The following is a 19,494-nucleotide window of genomic DNA, read 5'->3' as shown; positions in this document are numbered from 1 at the left end:
CTTGTACCAGCGGACAGGCTTTGAAAAGCAGGCGTTGCGGGCGGCGTTTGAGCCCGCAGAGGGGGTAGCGGAAGACGCGGCGGCGGCTGAAGCGAGGGGGAGGCTTCCCCCTTCAATTACTTTGTACAAACGTTCGGCGACGGCGTCGCTGTGGTACAGGCGCGAATGCTTGCAGGTCACGTGGATGTGAACATGCCTTTCGTCTTTCGTCCCTTCGGCAAGCTCAGGGCAGGCTTTTCGTCTTTCGTCTAATAAATAAAGTTCCCAGGGAATTTCTGCAGCGTGTTTTTCGAGTTGACCGAAGTTTGTGGCGGTGAACTGCGCAATTTCCATGAGCACGCGGTTCGCGATGCGGCTGTAGGCCGCTATTTTCCAGGCTTCCACGAGTTTCGCGGTGAATTCGACCTTGCCGTCCCCGACGACGTGGAAAGTAACAGAATTTTGCATCTCGCGGACAAACGTCTGCTCGAACCCAAGCGGGACAACGGCCAAGAAGCGGTGAGGCTTTCCGATAACCTGCCGCTTGAGCCTTTTATCGAATGCTGTAATTTTTTCCGGGGTGCTGTCCACGGATTCAAATATAGGTTTTATGGCCGACTATTCAAGAGAATCGCAATCTCAAAGCAGCCAAAGGCTGCGACCTCATACCTCTAGAACTGGAAGTAGATGAACGGGCAAGAGTCCGCGCTCATGAACTGGTAGATGACAAAGATGATGAACGCCGTGCTGAACACCATCAGCGGGAGGGGCTGCGAGGCGAACATGATGCGGTAGCGGCTCTTCCATTTTTTGGGAACCCAGTGGATGAGCATGCCTGCGACGAACACGAGGATGATGTTGATGTGTTCCCAGGCGATGGTGCTTAGCGTGCCCCATTTCCAGGCGGTACCCATCTGCTGAACCATGTTCTTCGCGGTATTCCAGGCGACTTCGTTCGCTTCGGCGGGGTCGAGGTTGGAGCCCGCGCGGAAGAAGAGTCGCGTGAACGTGATGAACACGAAAGTGAGCGAGACGTTCCAGGCGACATAAATCCAGTGGTACGTCTTGTCGCTGAACAGGCGGAAAATCAAGACGGCGTAGATGCCCGCGAAGAGCACGCCGAAATAGGCCGCGGTGATGGCGAAAATGGCGATGTGCGTCTGCTTGAAGGTGATTGCGGAACCCGCGAACAGGACGAACGAGGCGACTGCCCGGAAGGTCTGGCTGCGCTTGACCCAGATTTTGTTGAACACCTGCCCAAAGCCGTTGAGGCCGCCCCAGATGATGAAGTTCCAGCTCGCTCCGTGCCACCATCCGCCTACGATTTGCGTGGCCATGGCGTTCATGTTCGTAGAGATGAACTTGCGTGAATCGGGCTTGAAGTAGGCGTAGATGCCGATGTAGAGGAAGAGCGCGATGAGGGCGATGGCGACCCAGATGCTGCCCGAAAGCATGATGGCGACAAAGCTCAAAAAGCCCATCCAGAAGAACGTGCCGATGGAGGCGCCGCGGTTACCGCCCAGCGGGATGTACAGGTAGTCGCGCCACCAGCTCGAAAGGGAAATGTGCCAACGGCGCCAGAATTCGGTGGGGCTGAGCGCCTTGTAGGGGCTGTTGAAGTTCTGCGGCAGGCGGAATCCCATGAGGAGCGCCACGCCGATGGCGATGTCGGTATAGCCCGAGAAGTCGGCGTAAACCTGCAGGGAGTAGGCGAACAGCGCGATGAGGTTCTCGAGGCCGGTAAACAGCAACGGCGTATCGAAAACGCGGTCGACGAAGTTTGTCGCGAGGTAGTCGCTCAGGATAATCTTTTTCGCGAGTCCGTTCAGAATCCAGAATACCGCGATGCCGAAGGTACGGCGGGGCAGGAAGAACTTCTTGTAGAGCTGCGGGACGAACTTGTCGGCACGCACGATGGGGCCTGCGACAAGCTGCGGGAAGAACGACAGGTAGAAACCGAAGTTGAGGATGTTGGTGACCGCCTTGATCTTGCCGCGATAGATGTCGATGCAGTAGCTCATCGCCTGGAACGTGAAGAACGAGATGCCGACGGGGAGGATGATGGTGTCGACGAGCGAGTTCGTGCCGAACATCTTGTTGCTTGCGGCCGCGAAGAAGTTGTACACGTGCAGCTCGATGCCCGTAAACTCGTAGAGGGCGTCCAGGAAGAAGTAGGAATACTTGTAGTAGCAAAGAACGAGCAGGTCGATGATGACGATAATGATCATCAGGAACTTCTTTTTCCAGTGCGCTTCCGCCTTTTCAATCCACTTGCCTATGAAGAAGTTCGCGACGACGCAGAAGGCGAGGATGCAGACGTAGCTGCCGCTCGTCTTGTAGTAGAAGAAGAGGCTCGTGGCGAACAGGAACGCGTTGCGCATCAGGATGCGGTTCTTGATGACGGTGAGGAGCGCGAAAACGACGGCGAAGAATCCCCAGAAGTAGAACTGCGTAAAGAGTAGCGGGCTGTTCGGGTCGAACGAGAACGTGCGCGTGAGGTAAGGAATCAAATAGTCTAGCATAAGGTGTCATCCTGAGCGGAGGGCGTAGCCCGTAGTCGAAGGATCTAGTCCTTCATTAGGTCTCTCCATTCTGGGTTCATTTGGCTTATTAAATTATTCTTCTTCTCTCTTTTCCATCCCTTTAACTGTTTTTCTCTTTGAATTGCGTCTTTTACTTCTGTATAGCGTTCAAAATAAACAAGCTTGTTTATCTTGTATTTTGAAGTGAATTTTGCTCCACTACCATCCATATGCTCAAATGCTCGGCGTTCAATATTGTTCGTGACTCCGACATAAATTGTGGAGTTGCTTTGATTTGACATTATGTATGTGTAGTAACTGTTCGGCATAATTCTTTTAGATCCTTCGACTACGAACCTTCGGTTCTTCGCTCAGGATGACACAATCCTTATTTGCTACCTCTTTCATCTCGTCTAGTTTGCGCGGGGAGGTTCGCGATATGTTCCTGGTAGCTCCGGATGAGCGCCTTGTAGAACAGGTCGCCGAGCAGGTTGTATCCCGCCATCTTGAAATGGACCTTGTCGGACTTGGCGAGGTCGGCCTTTTCCCACTTGGCCATGGAGCCTAAGCCCCCCATGATGCTGTACTTGTCCCAGACGCCGGCCTTGTGCTTTTCGGCGAGGGCGAAGAACGCCTTGCGGGCGACGTCGCCGTTCGGGTGCTGCACGTAGCGTTTTTTCTTGACCTTGCGGAACATGTCGTTGTTCGTCTCGAAGATGAAGGCCGCGTTCGGGTTCACCTTCTTGATGCGGGCGATGAGCTTGTCGTAGTCGTCCTTGAACTGCTTGTCGTTGAAGCGCTGCACGTTCGCGTCGTTGATGCCGATGGCGAAAATCACGAGGTCGGGCTTGTAGAAGGCGAGTTCCTTTTCGAACAGCGGGCAGACTTCTTCAAAGTAGTCGTGGACCTTGGCGCCGTTGATGCCGACGTTCGTGTAGCTGATGCCGGGGTGGTCGGTTTCGGCGATGATGCCGGTGAGCGTGAAGCGCGGGCGGGCGTTCTTTTTGACGGAGTCGGGGACAACTTCGGATTCTGCGACGCAGTGCTCGTTGGCGGCGTTAGTCTCGTCGAGTTCGCCCTCGGCGTAGTTGGGCGTCGGTCCCTTGGGCTTCATGTCGGAGCACTTCACGACACCGTTTGTGGCGGCATTCTTGGCCTCTTCGCGGGCAAGGCAGGCGGAATCGAGGACATCGCATTCGCCCTGGAACATGGAGTCGAGGGCGGGGGCGGTGCTGGGGAGCGCTACGTTGTTCGGAATCTTGGCTTTCGCGGAATCGGCGGCCTGCTTGGAGGCGGTGCTGGAGTCTTTCAGGGAATCCGCCTTGGCGCGCTCGATGGAATCCTGTACGAGCGAATCCGTGATGAACTGTGCAATAGTGGCCTGCTTGAGCGAATCGAGCCATCGGAACTGGATGCGGATGGTGTCGATGGGGCGCGGACTCGTGAACAGGTAGCTCTGGCTTGCCGTGTCGAGCTTGCCGTATATGTCCGTCGAATCGACGCGCAGTACGGGAATGACGTCCTTGTTGTCGCTGTAGCCGAACAGCCGGAACTTTGTTTCGCCCCATACCGGTTCGGAATTGTACTTGTTGAGCAACATCGTGACTTCGGCGCGCGGGTCGCTGGTGCTCACGGCGATGCCGAGCAGCCCGAGCGGCTTGGTGATTTCCTTGCGCACGTTCTTGCTCATGTCCCAGATGCCCTGGTAGTAGCTGGCGTAGCTCGCTGGCGTGTTGGTGCGGGCGGCGGCATAGGGGAATATGAACCCGCGGCCTGCGGAGGCGCCCGGGTATTCCTTGATCAGGTGCTCGCGGATGCGACCCGATATCACGTCGGCCTGCAGGTGCGAACCTCCGATATGCAAAATGCGGACCTGTCCCTTGTTCTCGAATACGAGAGTGTCCATCTTGTTGAAGAACGGGGTGAACGAGGCGTCTCCCTTGGGGAACTGGATGGTGTTGAGCGCTGTGTCGATGAACGTGTACTTGGTAAGGTCGATGGCGTAGCTGCCCGGTGCGGGCATGGGGCCCTTGGCAAAAAGGCTTGCGGCGAATACGGAGCAGAGCAACAAGATTTTCTTCATTATTTCTTCACTCCCTTCTCATTGCCTTCCGTCTTGGACTCTTCGGCTTTAGGCTTTTCCTTCGCTTCCTCGCGCCACTGGTGGATGTCCTTCAGCTTCTCGTCGCTGATGTTGTGACGGTCGCGGAACTTGAAGTAGTCGTAGTGCATGCGGAGCGCGGCGCAGAACAGGTCGCCCATGTAGGCCGCCCCCCTGCGCGTAAAGTGGATGTGGTCGGTAAAGCCGAGCGCGGGTTCGCGGTTCACCCACTTGATCATGGAGCCGTTGCCGCCCATCACGCGGTGCATGTCCCAGTAGGCGGCTCCGTTGTCGAGCGCGACTTCGCGCAGCGCCCTGATGGTCATGTTGAGCGCGGGGTAGGTCTTCCACTGCCCGTCCTGCTGGCGGGCCATGTCGGCCGGGCCGATAAACAGGATGTCGGCGTCGGGATTCGCCTTCTGGATGGCCTGTATCTGGCGGGTGATGAGCTTCTTGGTGTATTCCACGTTGCTCTTGCTGGTGCCGGGCACCAGGTTGCCGCCGTATTCCATGATGATGAGTCTCGCGTTCATCGCCTTGTACGATTCTGCGAGGAGCTCGGAATCGATGCGGTGGAATATAGTGCCCGAGGAACCGCGCATGGCGACGTTGTCGACGGCCACGCCGTAGGCGCCGTCGGCTGCGATGGCGTATATTTCGCCGTAGCCCGAGAGGTACAACTTGGCGATGGATGTCGTGTCCTTGAGCTTCCAGGTATAGACTTTTAGCTTGTTGTAGGTTTCCACCTTCGGTTCGCCGGCTTCGACCGTTTTGGTGGTCGTCTTCAATTTCGGATTCCCTTCGGTATCCGTCCCCACGGTGTCGATAAAGGTGCGGTTTACGTTCAGCTTGGTCTTGATGCGGGCGTTCTTGTTGGTGAGGAGCTTGATGGTGCGGTAGCCGCCCACGTGCGAAAACTGTTTCTTGCGTTCCTGGCGCCTCTGGATAGTGATGGAGGCCTCGCCGTCGAGCTGGGCGAGCTGCGCGAGCGGCCCGTAGCGGCTGTGGTCGGCTTCTTCTTCCTTGGGTCCGAAGAGGATGTAGCGCGAGAGCGCGCCTGCGCTGGAATGGCTCGTGGTCTGCGAGGGGACGGTCATGATGGGCGGCATCATGCCGGGGCCCGAACCGCCGAACTCGTCTTGCAGGTCTTCGCGGATGGCCGACGATATGCGGTCTTCTTCGAGCTGCGAGTCCCCGTAGTGCACTATGTGAACGACGTTGGAATCCAGTTCCGCGAGTTCGAGGTGCAAGAAGAAACGGTCGAACCACGTGGGGTCGTTGTTCGGCAGGTCGAAACGGGTCTTGCCTTTCTTGAAAAAGTTCTCGTAGTACTTGAGCGAATCGCTGAAGGCTGCGAATTCCTTCCTCTTGGTCGCTTCCATCATTTCGCGGATGGCTTCTTCGGGGTCTTCCTGGGTGGAATCGCGTTTGCCGGAATCCTTCTCGAATATTTCGGTGAGCTTCGGGTAGCGGAGCGTGATGTCGCCGACGTGGATTCCGCCGTCGGGGTAGACGACGGCCACGATGGCCAGGACGACAAAGAGACTGATGATAGAAAGGAGGACTTTTAGAGGGGACATCATAGACGTTCAACAATTGCGGAGACGTTGCCGACGAACATTTCGCCGGTGCGCATGTCCTTGAATTCGAATTCGCCTTCGCCTGCCTTGGAGCCGTCCACGTACACGACGATCTTTGCTCCCTGGTAGTTCGCCTGGTCGAGCTGCTTGCCCATCTTCATGGCGGCGAGCGGGTGCGACACCGTGTTTCCGCCTTCGCGGAACTTCTGGGCCGTCTCGAAGACCTTCTTCATGTCGTTCGTGAAACTCGCGATGTAGAAATCTACGCTCTGCTTGGGACTCGGGAGCAGCTTGTGTTCGGCCAGGAGGTCTGCGAGGACCACGTCGCCCATGCCGAATCCGACTCCCGGGATGCGTTCGCCGCCGAGCTTCTCGGTGAGGCTGTCGTAGCGGCCGCCGCCGGCGATTGCGCGCATGGACTTGCCCTTGTCGAACACTTCGAAGACGATGCCGGTGTAGTAGGCGAGACCGCGCACGATGGAGAGGTCGAGGTTCACGCAATCGCCGTAGCCCGCTGCAGCGAGCGTCTCAAACAAATCTTCGATTTCTTTGAGAGCGGCGGCCGCGTTTTCGCTCTTCACGGCGGCACGGACTTCTTCGAGGCTCTTGCAGCTCATGAAGTCGTCGAGCTTCTTCACCTGTTCTTCGGTGAGGCCTGCGTCTGCCAAGGCCTTGGCAAACGCTTCGGGGCCGATTTTGAGGCGGCGGTCGAGCACCGGGTAAACGAGGGAGGGGTTCGGGGCGCCGATTTCTTCGAGGTAGGTGGCCAAAAGCTTGCGGCTGGAAACGCCAATCGCGAATTCGCCGTCCTTGAGCCCGAACTTGCGCAGCATCGTGGCGATGGCGGCCATCAGGTCGGCCTCGGCGTAGATGCTCTCGGTGCCGATGATGTCCATGTTCAGCTGGAAGAACTCGCGCAGACGGCCCTTCTGTGCCTTCTCGTAACGGAAAAGGCGCGGCATGCTGAACCACTTGAAGGGCTTCTTGAGTTCGCGGGCCTTCTGGATCACGAGGCGGGCGAGGGTCGGGGTCATTTCGGGGCGCAGCGCGATTTCGCGGTCGCCCTTGTCCTTGAAGTTATAAAGCTGGCTTACGATTTCTTCGCCGGACTTGCCGGTGTAAAGTTCCAGATGTTCAAACATCGGTCCTTCGTATTCTTCGTAGGCAAAAGATTCGGCGACTTTGCGCCAGGTATCGAAAATGTAGTTCTGGATGCGCTCGGCTTCCGGGTAAAAGTCACGCGTGCCCTTGGGCAGCTGAGGGATAGAAATGCTCATAGTGGCAGTAAATATAGCTTTTTAGTGTTGTGCGTGGGGGAGACCTCCCCCCTTGGATGGGTGGACCTTTTTTTGCTATATTTCTTGCGTAAAATTTTTAATACCTTAAAAGGAAGGTTAATCATGGCTAGAAAGAAGATTGCACTCGTTGGTGCTGGTCAAATTGGTGGAACAATGGCTCTCGTTATCGCCCAGAAGAATCTTGGCGATGTCGTGCTTATCGACATTCCGCAGACTCAGGGCATGCCGAAGGGCAAGGCTCTCGACATTATGGAAGGCCGATCCGTCATCAATTCGTCCGTCGATCTTCAGGGTTCTACCGACTACGCCGACCTCAAGGGTGCCGACGTGGTTATCGTTACCGCAGGTTTCCCGCGTATGCCGGGCATGAGCCGCGACGATCTCCTCGACAAGAACTGCGGCGTTATCAAGATTGTTGCCGAAGCCATCAAGGCCAACGCTCCGGACGCTTTCGTCATCGTCATCACGAACCCGCTCGACGCCATGGTCTACAACATGCAGAAGCAGTCCGGCCTCCCGGCCAACAAGGTCATCGGCATGGCCGGCGTGCTCGACTCTGCCCGTCTCGCTTGCTTTGTCGCCGACGAACTCGGCGTGTCTGTCGAAGACGTGAAGGCCCTCGTGATGGGCGGCCACGGTGACACGATGGTTTCCATCATGGAATGCGTGACTGTTGCCGGTATCCCGGTTTCCCAGCTCATGAGCAAGGAAAAGTTTGCCGAACTCGCCAAGCGCACCGCAGGTGCCGGTGGCGAAATCGTGAACCTCCTCGGCCGCGGCTCCGCTTTCTACAGCCCGGCTACTTCTGCCGTGCACATGGCCGAAGCCTACTTGCTCGACAAGAAGAACGTGTTCTCCTGCGCTGCCAAGCTGAACGGCGAATACGGCGTGAAGGGCCTCTACTGCGGTGTGCCGGTCGTGGTCGGTGCAAACGGTGTCGAGAAGATTCTCGAGGTCAAGATGAGCGACGAAGAAAAGGCCGCCTTCGCAAAGTCTGTCGACGCTTGCAAGAAGAACGCCGAATGGGTCGACGCTCACACGTAATAAGTAAAGACTTTTAAAAAAGACTTAAAAAAACGTCCCCGCCTTTGTGCGGGGATTTTTGTTTTATTTCAACACAATCTTGTTCGTAAAATCGACGGACTTTCCGACAACGCGGGCCAGGTAAGTCCCTGCATCGAGGCTTGCGAGGCTAATCGTCGAGGCCGCTCCTTCGATGGCTCCGCGGGCGTATTCGCCAGGTTCCTCTTGTAGTACAAATTTGATGGAAACGAGTTGCTTTGCTGCTGTTTCTCCGTCGAATTTAACAGAGCCGTCGTACCATGAAGGTTGCTTGAAATCGGACCAACTGACGACCACTTTTTTGCCTATGTTCGTGTATGGACGCTTGGCGCCTTGAGTTTTTTCTGCAGGAAGCGTTACTGCCGGGTTTGCGAAGGATATCGTGGAATCCACTTCTGGCCCGAAACCTAGTTCAAGTCTCATGTCTATATCGGAAACGTAGGTGACGCAGATTCCGTTGCACGCTTCAGCTACTACTTCAAACGATTGGTCTGGCCAAGCCATTTCTACAGGCCAGTATATAGTGGAGGCTCCGCCATCGGCATCGTCTCCGTAATCGTACCAAGCATGGCTTGAATATTTTTTTTGCCCCAAAATAGGGAAAAAAGTAAAACTGTGGACATTTAATTCAAAAATCTGTGGAATTTGGTGTAATTTTTATTACGAGAAGGGTGTCGACGCGAAAAACAGCCGATTTTCAGTGTGTTACGCTAATAATGGCCAGTTTTGAAAAACAGCCAGTCCACGGTTGCGACTAAAAAAATTGACAGGTAACAAAAAATTGTAGACTTTTAATAAAAAAATGTATATATTTAATCATGGCTCTGATCTATTGTTGTTTTGGATGGGTTAGGAGTTTCGTATGGGTCCACTAAATTGCGCTTGTCGTGCATTTTTCGCCATTGTTACGTTTGGTGCGGTGAGTGCGCTTGCGGCCAACCCGTTGACAACGGCTTTCTATTCTGCCGACGCGGCGGCTTTGGTCCACAATGACAGCCTTTTCATTTTCGCGGGGCACGACGAACAGGGTCCTCAGGGGGGCAACAATAACGCTTTCATCATGAACGATTGGCACGTGCTCGTGACGGACGACATGGAAAATTACCACGATTACGGGGCGGTTTTGAGTGTCAAGACGTTCAAGTGGGCGAACGCGAGCGCTTTTGCGGGTCACTGCGAATACCGGAATGGCAAGTTCTACTGGTATGTGGCCGTCCATCACGGGACCATCAAGGAAAACGGGAGCGAAGGCTTTGCGATAGGCGTTGCCGTGGCGGACCATCCGTCGGGACCGTGGAAGGACGCAATCGGGCAGGCACTTGTCACCGACAATACGCCGAACGATGTCAAATTGAACATCGACCCGGCCATCTTTTACGACGGGGACGACATTTGGATGTACTGGGGTTCCTGGAATGCGGGCCGCCGCGTGAAGCTCAAGGAAAACATGATTGAGCTTGCGGGCACGCCCGAGGACATCAAGATCAAGGACTTCTTTGAAGCACCGTGGATGCACTATTTCCGCGGAAATTATTACTTCAGTTACGCGTCGGGTTATCCGTCGACGACGAACTATTCCATGGCTCCGTCGATTAACGGGCCGTGGACGCAAAAAGGCGTCATCAACGACAAGATGGAAAATTCCGAGACGAACCACCAGGCGATTTTCAAGTACCTCGGGCACTGGTACTTCATGTATCACGGCGCGAATTCCCCGGGCGGCTGGACGTACCGCCGTTCCGTGAACATCGACTACCTCTATTACGACCGCGACGGGAACATCCAGAAAATCAAACGCACGGGCGGTGTGGACCCGGTCAACAACGCTCTTGTCGAGGCGGGAGGCTACCGCATGGTCGTTTCCCATAGCAATTTGGCGCTCGAAGATAGCGATGGCTTTGTAGTGCAGCAGACTTCGGACGAAAAGAACGAGGCGCAGCTTTGGGTGCTTGCGCGTAGCGAAAAAGCGCGCCATTACACGCTCCAGAACTTCAAGACGAAAAAGTATTACTGCCCGTCGACAACATTGTTGGATACTGTAAAAACAGCAGGCAAAGCCTGCGAAATTCGCATCGAGAACGCGTCCATCACCAAGGGCTACTACCTGTTTGCCGACTACGATAGCGACTACCTCGCCGATGTATTGGATATTTCCAAGGACGTGGGGATGCCTTTAATTACGTGGGTCCGTACGGGAACGGACAATCAAAAAATAAAGCTCGTGAAGGCGGAACTTCCGGCTGTCGAACCGCCGCAGGATTCGTCGAATGTCGAACCGCCACCGGATTCCGGAAATGGTTCCACGACGGGATTGGGCAAGGCAATTTACGATGATGCGACCGGTGTGGTTCGCTTGACGCAAAATGCGAAATGGGCTTTACTCGATGTGAATGGCGTTGTCGTCCGTCGCGGTTACGGAAATGAAATCGGCGTGATGGCGGTGCGTGCAGGTGTTTACTTTATCCGCTCCGGCAACGTCAATTCGAAGGTCGTGGTAAAATAAATAGGTGAGGAATATGGTATGAATGGATTCAAGTCTTTAACGCTTGCGGCATTGGCGATTTTTTCGCTTCCGTCGGCGGTCGCTGCGGCCGACTGGTATGCGAAGGACAACCTGCAGCCGGGGCACGATCCGAGTATGACGCGCTTCGAGGACGGCTACGCCCTCATGAGTACGAACAACAATCTGCAGCTGTGGACGTCTGAAGACGCCTACACGTGGAAGGACCATCGTTCTACAGTGAGCGGGGTTCCGCAGTGGGCCTACACCTACGCGCCCAAGACCGAGGGCATCTGGGCTCCGGACATTTTCTACATGAACGGCGAGTACCGCGTCTACTACTGCGTGTCGGAATTCGGCAAGCGTAATTCGGCTATTGGCTACCAGGCGACGACTTCGATTATGCCGGGAACAACGGGCTACGGCTGGAAGGACCACGGTCATGTTTTCCATACCAAGGACGGAACAGACAAATACAATGCCATCGATGCCGACGTGGTGCGCGACACCGAAGGCAATTACTGGATGGCGTTCGGTTCGTTCGGGCTCGGCATTCAGCTGATCAAGCTCGATGCGAAAACGGGTTTGCAGGCGAGCGACGACAAGACTGTCTACAACATTGCGCGCCGTACGAGCAGCGCGAGCGGCGGTGCGGAAGAGGGCCCGAGCCTTATCGAGCATAACGGCCAGTATTTCTTGTTCACCGCATGGGACAAGTGCTGCCAGCAGGGCGCAAGTATCGAGCAGACTACCTACAAGACTGCTTACGGCCGTGCCGACAAGGTGACGGGACCGTACGTGGACCGCGCCGGTTACAACATGGCGACAGGCGGCGGCACGATTTTATTGGAACGTTACGGGCGCTACGTGGGTCCGGGCGGCGGCGAGGCCTTCCAGGACCTGAACCGCGTGCGCTTCGTGCATCACTACTACGATTTGAACGGAGACAAGTACAATCACATTCACATACGTGATGTCGTCTTCACCGAGGATAACTGGGCTGAGATGGGACAGCCCTTCCTCGGCCGTTATTTGAGCGCCGAAGTGGAACACGGCGTGCTGACCCGCGCTGCTTCGGGCGACCTCGCGATTACGCGGAGCAATACGGCCTCGAACGGGGAATACCTCGCGTACGTGAACACGGCGGGCTCCAAGATTCACTTGCCGATGAACATCATGCAGGCGGGCGATTACCTGCTGCGCTACCGTTATGCGAACGGCGGCGATGCGGCCGCGACGCACAAGGTGACGGTGAACGGGAAATCGCAGACGGTGACGCTCCCGCCCACGGGTTCGTGGGGCACTTTCCCCGAAAAGTCTATCGTGATGGTGCCTGCGACGCTCAAGCGCGGCGGTAACTTTATCGATATCGAGCCTTCGCCCAACGGCAATTTTGCGGAACTCGACCGCGTCGACTTCTTGCGCATCGTCCGCGATACGATTCCCGCGAACGGCTTTGATAACGGTATCCGCGTACGCCTTACGAAGGATGACGAGTTCGCCATCAAGGACGGCGGCTATGCGATTTTCGAGAACGTGGTGCTCGATTCGCTCAGGGATATCGGCGACGTTTTCCTTCAGGTGAAAAATGCTTCGTCGGGTAAGATCGTGATTCGCGACGGCAAGAAGGACGGGACTGCGGTCTTCACATGCGACCTGTCAAATAGATCTCTCATGGGTGGCGGCTGGTCTGCGGCGAAATGCTCGGGCGATATGGGCCTGCGCGGCATCAAGGACCTGTACCTGACGGCATCGGGAATTTCCGGCGAGGCGATTCTCGGGAATCTCATCTTTGAGCCGATGCAGGTTGTCTGCAACCAAGCACCGTGTGGCGACCCGGTTTCCAGCTCCAGCGAGGTTGCGCCCGGAAGTTCCAGCAGCGGAACGGACGCGATTGCCCCGCGTGCAATTCGCCACGATTCTCCGGCACCCGCCCGCAAGGGTTACCGCGACCTCAAGGGCCGCAGTTTCGAGAGGCAGATCCCGTACAGGGTGATGTTCTAGGTCGTTCTGTCCAGTCCTGGATTACATGGAGGTGAATCCGAACATGATTTCGTAGCCGTATTCGCTCAGTTTCCTGAGAATATGGCTCGAACTTGCCACGGGAGCCTCCCTGTTGACAACGACAAGAATTTGGTCGCGGTCCTTCTTGTTCTGGAGCGATTCGCGCGATCTGATTTCGTCGACGAATTGCCAGAATTCGTCTTCGCTCGCAAAATTGTACGTCCTATTCCCGCCAAGGAACCCGAGTTCGTTCAGGCTCACGACGAAGGGGCTCATCTTGTCGTAGGGGTTCAGGATTAGGTTGATCATCATGAAGTTTTCGGCGCAGTCCGCTTCCTGCTGCTTCTCGTCGAGCCGCTTCTGTAAAATCTCGTCATCCGTCATGCCCTTTTCGCTTTTGAACATGTGCGAGACCTTGATGATGTTGCCCTTGCTGACGTTCCTGCACCTTTGAACTTCGGAATCCATGGCCGGATTGACTGCAGGAATGGGGGAGGAAAAGTCCTTGTCGATGACGTAGAGCACCTTGCCGACAAGCGGTTCGAAATTCAATGTGGTGAGCACCTTGCCGAACGCGTTGAAGGTGCAGTTCCCGGCGACGTGTACGTGGACTTCCTTTTCGTCCAGCGGCTTGAATCTATCTTGCTTGAACTGGCTGAAAAAATCCAGGATGGGCTGGACTCTCCAATCCCCGTTCTGGAGGAAATCCTTGAAGGAATCGCCGACCTTTTGGCCGTTGATGAAGTACTCCCTGGAATTCACGTCGATGACGACAACGTTTTCCGACGGGGTCATGAACGCATTTTCTTCATGGCATCCGGCAAGAAAGAGCAAAAGGGCGAGTAATAAGATTCGTTTCATTTCTAATCCAAAATTATTCTATGAAGATAGAATTTTTTTATAAAGTGCGGTAAATAGTTTATATTAGTAGGGGGATTAGTTTTTTTACGAGGTGTGCTCATGGACAACGAACTCACGCTTTTGATAGGGAAGGACGAGAAGATCCTGTACGCCGGCAAGCCGGACAAGACGTGCTTCATCTTTGAATGCTTCTTCAATCCGCTGCTCCCGTTTGCGGCGATTTGGGCCGCTATCGATTTTGGCGTTATGGGGGCTGCGTTTGCGGCTGACAAGTCTGAAAATGTGACATTCTTCATGGTGCCCTTCATGCTGCTCCACCTGATGCCGGTCTGGCTCTATCTGGGCGGGGCGCTGCTCTCGTTCCGGCGTTACCGCAATACGGCCTACATCGTTACGGACAAGGCCATCTACGCTTCCGGAGGTATCTTCGCCAGGACATACAAGTCAAAACCGTTCGCGGAACTTTCGCATGTAGATTTGCACCGCGGCGTTTTTGACCAGTGGTTTGGGGTGGGCGATATCATCACGACCTCTGCCCAGGCGAACCCGGCGACGCTGAACGGGCGAGGAAGGTCGACTAATGCGGGCATTTCCATCGACAGCATCGCCAATTATGCAGAAGTGTACAAACTCGTGAAACAGCTGCAAGAAGACATCTACACCGATGTGATGTATCCCAACGACTTGCGCCCCAAGGAAAATCACGGGTATAAATCAAGGTATAAGGGGTAGGGGAAAGGCTCCGCCCCAAGAAAAATTTTTTAATCCTTTTTGACGAGAAAAGGATATATTAATTATAAACCTATTATCAAAAAGAGGGCTCATATGAAAACAAGAAAAGTTTTATTGGCGGTAGCGGTCGTGACTGCTGCTAGTTTCGCATTCTACGGCTGCGATGACAGCTCCTCTGCTGGTGGGTCGGGGTCTGGTAGCGTCGTTTCTTGCTATGTAGAATTGCCCGGTGGGGACGGTTCTGCGTCCTGTTCCGAGGTTCCGACATCCTATTCGTCCATTGACAGATTCAAGACAACCTGTGAATCGCAAAATGTAGAAGGCGTCTCTAAAGCCACAGTTGGTTCGGGATGTCCCTCCGGAGGAAAGAAGTGCGACCAGGGCGGCGGTATCTTCGCCTACTACTATGGTGCGGCTGCCGAAGTCAATACCTGCTTGGATGAATAAGGCATTGTAAAAAATTCAAAGCCCCCTTGCCAGGCTTTTGAATTATAGGTACATTAAAGCCCGACGCATCTCGCTGTTTTAAGGCGAGGTGCGTTTTCGTTTTATTGCGATAACGCCTCGAAAATAACCGGTCGTAAATACGACCATAACAACGGAGGCTATATGAAGTCGAAAGATTTTTTCTCGACAGTTTTTGCCAAGGCTAAAGATCTGGCAAATGAAATGACACTGCATAATATGCGTGTGAAAAGGGTGGTCAGGCAAGAGAAAATTGAAAAGGAATATGTGGACAATAATCGTGCCGTCCGCAGGATGTTGCTTGATCGCGGGATTGATGGCTCAAATAGAAAGTAAAGAAAAAATCTTGACAGGAGTAAAGAAATAATATAAATTATGAGAAGAGTCATTTTAAAGAAGAAAATTGTGAAGGCTGTCGCAATTATGCCAAAGAGAGAAAGGATTCTTTTTGACAAACTTGTGGAGGATTTGAAAGAAAAAGGACCGGTTCTGCCAAATTGGCCGAACTACAAAAAACTCACCGATACGAATACGTATCATTGCCATCTTTCTTACCATTGGGTGGCGTGTTGGTTTGAAACAATAGAAGGAATTGAATTGGAGGTCACTTATGTTGGAAGCCGTGAAAATGCGCCTTACTAGTAAGGATGTGAGTGGAACGATGTTTACGTTTGAGGGAACGAACATTCCTGAACACCTTCTGCTTTATATCAGGTCTGCATTCCCGAATGTGGAAGATGTCGTGAATGGAGACGAAGAGTATGTTGAGTGGGGTGAGACTGACCTTTCAAAACAAATCAAGGAGGAAACTACGCCTGCCGAAAGCTTGAAGTTGCTTCGCACGACTTTTGGCTACACTCAGCAGCAGCTTGCGGATAAGGTAGGCATTACCAAGCAGCAGGTTTCTGCGATGGAGCGGGATAGGGAACCGATTGGCCGTAAGATGGCCCACAGGCTCGCGAATGCCCTCGGGACCAGCTATAAGAACTTGTTTTGGTAGAAACTTGCCGCAAAGCTCAATGCCGAAATGGTGTAGGGTAGGGCACGCGCTAAAAGCATCTGCTCATAAAGAGCTGCTATAAGGCGATTATTGTGCCAGCGTAATCAGGCATGCCTTAAACTCGTCGATGTTTTCAACATTATACGAGTCAACATATTCGACGCCGGTTTCTTCATGCGTATCCAATTCAAAGTTGGGCGCATTTTCGGCCTTGCATGTTTCACTGGTGAGCTTAGCATCTCTAAAGTAATGCAGATGGCAAACTTTGCTGCCGGAGGCGAGGTCCAAATCAACTTCAGACTGGGAATCGGAATAATACTGGATACGGTGAGTGTTTTCACCAAGGGTGGTCAAAAATTCCTGACCGCCGATAGTGAAGGTAACGGCATACTTGCTTTGACTTGAAATAGCCACTTCAGATGGAACGGTTATTCCGCCATCTTGAAGGAAGAATGACGAAGGTGAAATGCTTATGTTGTGGGTGTCACCTTTTTTGATGTTTATAATGGATTCATAAAGGGATCGCATGGCGTAGGTATCGGTGTAGCTTTCGTCTTTATCCAAGGTCCCGTCGCTAGGCATTATAGATTCTGCTGGAATGCAGTTTCCGTCTGCTTGAGTGAAATATACGAACTGAGAATCAGCTTCGAAAACATAATGGATCGTGTATGATTTCGGTTTGTTGTTGCAAGAAATGGAACCTGCTTCGTAGTCGCATGTAGTGAACGACCAGTCTCCGAGGAGGTTGTTCGCGGAGCCGCCCACCAAAACGGTGGCCATAGTATCGGGATCGCCTTCTTTGTTCTGAATTATAACTAGAGTATCTCCGACAAATATGTAACTCCGTTTATGCTGCAGAACTTCGTCTATATGGGTAAATGTATAGTTGCCGTTTAGATGTTGGCATTCGTCATACGAGTGATCTTCAAATATGGTGAATTTCTTGTTTGCGTCGTCATGGTTATATTTGTATCGAAAATTAGTGGAACAGTAGTCCTTAGCGCTTGCGACTGCGCTGGAACTGTTATCGTCTCCGCATGCTGAGATAAAGATTGCGGACAACAGCACGATACAAGAAATAATAAATGTTTTACCCGAAACAGTCTTCATATAAAGATCCTTTTATAAGACTTACAACCTTAATATACCTTTATTTATACGGGTTCGCAAGCGTTTTGGTTTGCCGTAAATAAAAAAAACGCCCAGGCTTTTAACCTGGACGCTTTTTGTTGTTAGTCTTTTATGCAGCGGACGGAATAACCATTTTCGGTGCTGTAGTAATTGAATCCTCCGTATTCACTTGCCATGGGAAAATTTGCGATTGTTCCCGGTTTTGTTGTCCAAAAATGAGTAGAACCACCAACATTCATGTATGTTCCATCCTTATATACCATGCCCATAGGCCAAGCATTGAATCCATATTTGTTCGTGCCATTTCCTTTGTTTTTTGGTGAACCCCAGTCACCAATTGATTTTAAATTTTTGATAGCGACTTCGTATCTTGTGAATCCATTTTTGTCAGTTCCTCCTGCATATCTGAATAATTCTTCCCATTCTTCGACGCTGGGAAGATGCCAGTCTTCAGGACAAGCTTTCATCGCTGCACTCCAAGTATAGTATACTCCAATCTTCCAATAGTTAGGAACGTCTTCAACTAACCACACTTTTCCAGGCAGGTTTTCTCGATAGGTTAAATTTTCTGACATCCATATTTGATTGCCAATTCTTACTGTTGTATAGCACCTTCCATCTCGTTGGTCGTCTATGTCACTTGGGTTACAAAATGGATTGCGTGCATATATGAAACAGGTTAGGCATAGGGTGATTAATATCCATTTGTTCATATTTTTCCCCTTGATGTTTTTTTATATGGGTATCTAAAGACTGTTATAATGAATATACTTTTTTTTGTATAATATAATGCAAAAAAAACACCCGGCTTTTAAACCGGGCGCTTTGTAATGCTGGTCTGGATCCTTCGACTTCGCAACTAGCGTTGCTTCTACCCAAAGGGCATAACTCAACTAGAGAACTAAAGTTCTAAGTTTCGTTTAGCTCAGGATGACACTTCGTGTCACTGGTACTATCGCTTCGCTCAAGTACAAAATGCTGGGCTCGGTCATGTTCAAGCACGCTTGAACGCGACTCTCGCCTTACGCATTTTTCAAGAACTGCATATACGGCAGCTTGCTGGCGAGTTCCTGCACCTTGTCGGCATTGGCCATGAGGGCGGAACGTGCGTGCCAGGAGCCGTCGAGGAACTGACCGCGGGGGCCGTCAGCAAGCGTGAGCTCGATGGTTTCGTCACCCATCTTGAGCGTGCGGCTTTCGGTGCTCGTGACGAGTTCTTCGCTCGGGTGTGCTTCGATCCAGGCGAGAATCTTGTCTGCCACTTCGTGGCTCACCTTGTAGCAGGGCACGCCAATGGCCACACAGTTACCGAAGAAGATTTCGGAGTAGCTTTCGGCGATGATGGCGCGGATGCCCCAGCGCTTCAGAGCCTGCGGAGCGTGTTCGCGGCTGGAACCGCAACCGAAGTTCTGGTTCGAGACGAGAATGGAGCCGTTCTTGTAGGCCGGATCGCGGAAGGGGTGGACCTTGCCCTGGGCGGCGAGGCCTGCGATATCGTCGGCAAAGGCGTTGTCGCCGAGGCCTTCGAACGTGACGCACTTGAGGAAGCGTGCCGGGATGATACGGTCAGTGTCGATGTCGTTGCCGCGTACAGGAACGCCGGAACCTTTAACAATGTCGATAGAATTCATTTTTTAAATCTCCTTAGCGTTACTTGATGTACTTGCGGACGTCGGTGACACAGCCTTCGATGGCGGCGGCGGCCACCATGGCGGGGCTCATGAGGATGGTGCGGCCCGAGGGGCTGCCCTGACGGCCCTTGAAGTTACGGTTGCTGGAGGAGGCGCTCACCTGGCGGCCCTTGAGTTTGTCCGGGTTCATGGCGAGGCAGAGCGAGCAGCCCGCTTCACGCCATTCGGCACCGGCTTCCTTAAAGATTTTGTCGAGACCGAGGGCTTCGGCTTCCACCTTGATCTTCATGGAGCCCGGAACGACCCACATCTTCACGGTCGGGGCGACCTTGTGGCCCTTGATGATTTCGGCGGCGGCCTGCAAGTCGCTGAGGCGGCCGTTGGTGCAGCTACCCACGAATGCGATGTCGATGGGGCGGCCAATCATCTTGGAACCTTCTTCCCAGCCCATGTATTCGTAGGCTTCGGAGATGACCTTCTTTTCGCTGCCTTCGAATTCGTCGATCTTCGGCATGTTGCCGTTGAGCGGAATGGCCTGAGCCGGAGTGATACCCCAGGTAACCATCGGTTCGAGGTTGTCGCAGTTGATTTCGACTTCGTCGTCAAACTGGGCGTCGGCGTCGGTAGC

At 53.3% G+C, this 19,494-nt stretch carries 19 protein-coding genes and 1 pseudogene; 8 read left to right on the top strand and 12 right to left on the bottom strand.

What is annotated here, in order from left to right; all coding sequences use genetic code 11:
• The 6 genes and pseudogenes from B3M32_RS10140 to hisS all read right to left on the bottom strand — a co-directional run.
• Positions 1-570 (bottom strand): annotated as a pseudogene (locus B3M32_RS10140) (THUMP domain-containing protein); the annotation flags it as partial.
• An 80-nt stretch (positions 571-650) separates the two neighbouring features.
• On the bottom strand, positions 651-2,501 hold the full coding sequence (locus B3M32_RS10135; protein WP_290746285.1) for an MBOAT family O-acyltransferase: 1,851 nt from the start codon (positions 2,499-2,501) through the stop codon (positions 651-653).
• A 44-nt stretch (positions 2,502-2,545) separates the two neighbouring features.
• Positions 2,546-2,830 carry a GIY-YIG nuclease family protein gene (locus tag B3M32_RS10130; RefSeq protein ID WP_290746282.1) on the bottom strand — a complete coding sequence of 95 codons (285 nt, stop codon included), beginning with the start codon at positions 2,828-2,830 and terminating at the stop codon, positions 2,546-2,548.
• A gap of 59 nt (positions 2,831-2,889) precedes the next feature.
• Positions 2,890-4,584, bottom strand: coding sequence for a GDSL-type esterase/lipase family protein (locus B3M32_RS10125; protein ID WP_290746279.1), 1,695 nt, complete (start codon positions 4,582-4,584; stop codon positions 2,890-2,892).
• On the bottom strand, positions 4,584-6,185 hold the full coding sequence (locus B3M32_RS10120; protein WP_290746276.1) for a GDSL-type esterase/lipase family protein: 1,602 nt from the start codon (positions 6,183-6,185) through the stop codon (positions 4,584-4,586). The genes B3M32_RS10125 and B3M32_RS10120 overlap by 1 nt, the downstream gene beginning before the upstream one ends.
• On the bottom strand, positions 6,182-7,459 hold the full coding sequence (hisS, locus tag B3M32_RS10115) for a histidine--tRNA ligase (protein WP_290746273.1): 1,278 nt from the start codon (positions 7,457-7,459) through the stop codon (positions 6,182-6,184). The genes B3M32_RS10120 and hisS overlap by 4 nt, the downstream gene beginning before the upstream one ends.
• A 123-nt stretch (positions 7,460-7,582) precedes the next feature.
• On the opposite strand from hisS, the gene mdh reads away from it, so the two are divergent.
• On the top strand, positions 7,583-8,524 hold the full coding sequence (gene mdh, locus B3M32_RS10110) for a malate dehydrogenase (protein WP_290746270.1): 942 nt from the start codon (positions 7,583-7,585) through the stop codon (positions 8,522-8,524).
• Positions 8,525-8,587: 63 nt separating this feature from the next.
• Here mdh and B3M32_RS10105 read toward each other — a convergent pair whose 3' ends face one another.
• Positions 8,588-8,965 (bottom strand): hypothetical protein, encoded by a 378-nt coding sequence (locus B3M32_RS10105; protein WP_290746267.1) that lies wholly within the window; start codon positions 8,963-8,965, stop codon positions 8,588-8,590.
• Between the two features lie 439 nt (positions 8,966-9,404).
• Here B3M32_RS10105 and B3M32_RS10100 point away from each other — a divergent pair, with 439 nt between their 5' ends.
• Together B3M32_RS10100 and B3M32_RS10095 are read left to right on the top strand one after the other, a co-directional pair.
• The gene (locus tag B3M32_RS10100) at positions 9,405-11,045 is read left to right on the top strand and encodes a glycoside hydrolase family 43 protein (protein ID WP_290746264.1); all 1,641 of its coding nucleotides are present in this window, start codon (positions 9,405-9,407) and stop codon (positions 11,043-11,045) included.
• 18 nt (positions 11,046-11,063) lie between these two features.
• Positions 11,064-13,046, top strand: a complete 1,983-nt coding sequence (locus B3M32_RS10095; protein ID WP_290746261.1) for a family 43 glycosylhydrolase — start codon at positions 11,064-11,066, stop codon at positions 13,044-13,046.
• A gap of 21 nt (positions 13,047-13,067) precedes the next feature.
• On the opposite strand, the gene B3M32_RS10090 is transcribed toward B3M32_RS10095, so the two are convergent.
• Positions 13,068-13,907 carry a hypothetical protein gene (locus B3M32_RS10090; RefSeq protein WP_290746258.1) on the bottom strand — a complete coding sequence of 280 codons (840 nt, stop codon included), beginning with the start codon at positions 13,905-13,907 and terminating at the stop codon, positions 13,068-13,070.
• A 99-nt stretch (positions 13,908-14,006) separates the two neighbouring features.
• On the opposite strand from B3M32_RS10090, the gene B3M32_RS10085 reads away from it, so the two are divergent.
• The 5 genes from B3M32_RS10085 (at position 14,007) to B3M32_RS10065 (ending at position 16,104) form a co-directional block, all read left to right on the top strand.
• Positions 14,007-14,639 carry a PH domain-containing protein gene (locus B3M32_RS10085; RefSeq protein WP_290746256.1) on the top strand — a complete coding sequence of 211 codons (633 nt, stop codon included), beginning with the start codon at positions 14,007-14,009 and terminating at the stop codon, positions 14,637-14,639.
• Between the two features lie 93 nt (positions 14,640-14,732).
• Complete coding sequence (locus B3M32_RS10080) at positions 14,733-15,086, top strand: hypothetical protein (protein WP_290746253.1); 354 nt, start codon at positions 14,733-14,735, stop codon at positions 15,084-15,086.
• Positions 15,087-15,248: 162 nt separating this feature from the next.
• Entirely contained in the window at positions 15,249-15,440 is a 192-nt protein-coding gene (locus B3M32_RS10075; protein ID WP_290746250.1) for a hypothetical protein, read from the top strand.
• A gap of 39 nt (positions 15,441-15,479) precedes the next feature.
• Positions 15,480-15,746 carry a hypothetical protein gene (locus B3M32_RS10070; protein WP_290746247.1) on the top strand — a complete coding sequence of 89 codons (267 nt, stop codon included), beginning with the start codon at positions 15,480-15,482 and terminating at the stop codon, positions 15,744-15,746.
• On the top strand, positions 15,715-16,104 hold the full coding sequence (locus tag B3M32_RS10065; protein ID WP_290746244.1) for a helix-turn-helix transcriptional regulator: 390 nt from the start codon (positions 15,715-15,717) through the stop codon (positions 16,102-16,104). Before B3M32_RS10070 ends, B3M32_RS10065 begins: the two co-directional genes overlap by 32 nt.
• A gap of 87 nt (positions 16,105-16,191) precedes the next feature.
• Here B3M32_RS10065 and B3M32_RS10060 read toward each other — a convergent pair whose 3' ends face one another.
• From B3M32_RS10060 to B3M32_RS10045, 4 genes are all read right to left on the bottom strand, one after another.
• The gene (locus tag B3M32_RS10060; protein WP_290746241.1) at positions 16,192-17,214 is read right to left on the bottom strand and encodes a hypothetical protein; all 1,023 of its coding nucleotides are present in this window, start codon (positions 17,212-17,214) and stop codon (positions 16,192-16,194) included.
• A gap of 122 nt (positions 17,215-17,336) precedes the next feature.
• The gene (locus B3M32_RS10055; protein WP_290746238.1) at positions 17,337-17,948 is read right to left on the bottom strand and encodes an FISUMP domain-containing protein; all 612 of its coding nucleotides are present in this window, start codon (positions 17,946-17,948) and stop codon (positions 17,337-17,339) included.
• A 309-nt stretch (positions 17,949-18,257) separates the two neighbouring features.
• Positions 18,258-18,866 carry a 3-isopropylmalate dehydratase small subunit gene (locus B3M32_RS10050; RefSeq protein WP_290746235.1) on the bottom strand — a complete coding sequence of 203 codons (609 nt, stop codon included), beginning with the start codon at positions 18,864-18,866 and terminating at the stop codon, positions 18,258-18,260.
• 19 nt (positions 18,867-18,885) lie between these two features.
• Positions 18,886-19,494, bottom strand: a 609-nt coding sequence (locus tag B3M32_RS10045; RefSeq protein ID WP_290746232.1) for an aconitase family protein, incomplete at its 5' end; no start/stop codon positions are given.

Source organism: Fibrobacter sp. UBA4309 (assembly GCF_002395745.1).
In the GTDB taxonomy this organism is placed as follows: domain Bacteria; phylum Fibrobacterota; class Fibrobacteria; order Fibrobacterales; family Fibrobacteraceae; genus Fibrobacter.
This window is presented reverse-complemented; position numbering and strand designations above follow the sequence as displayed.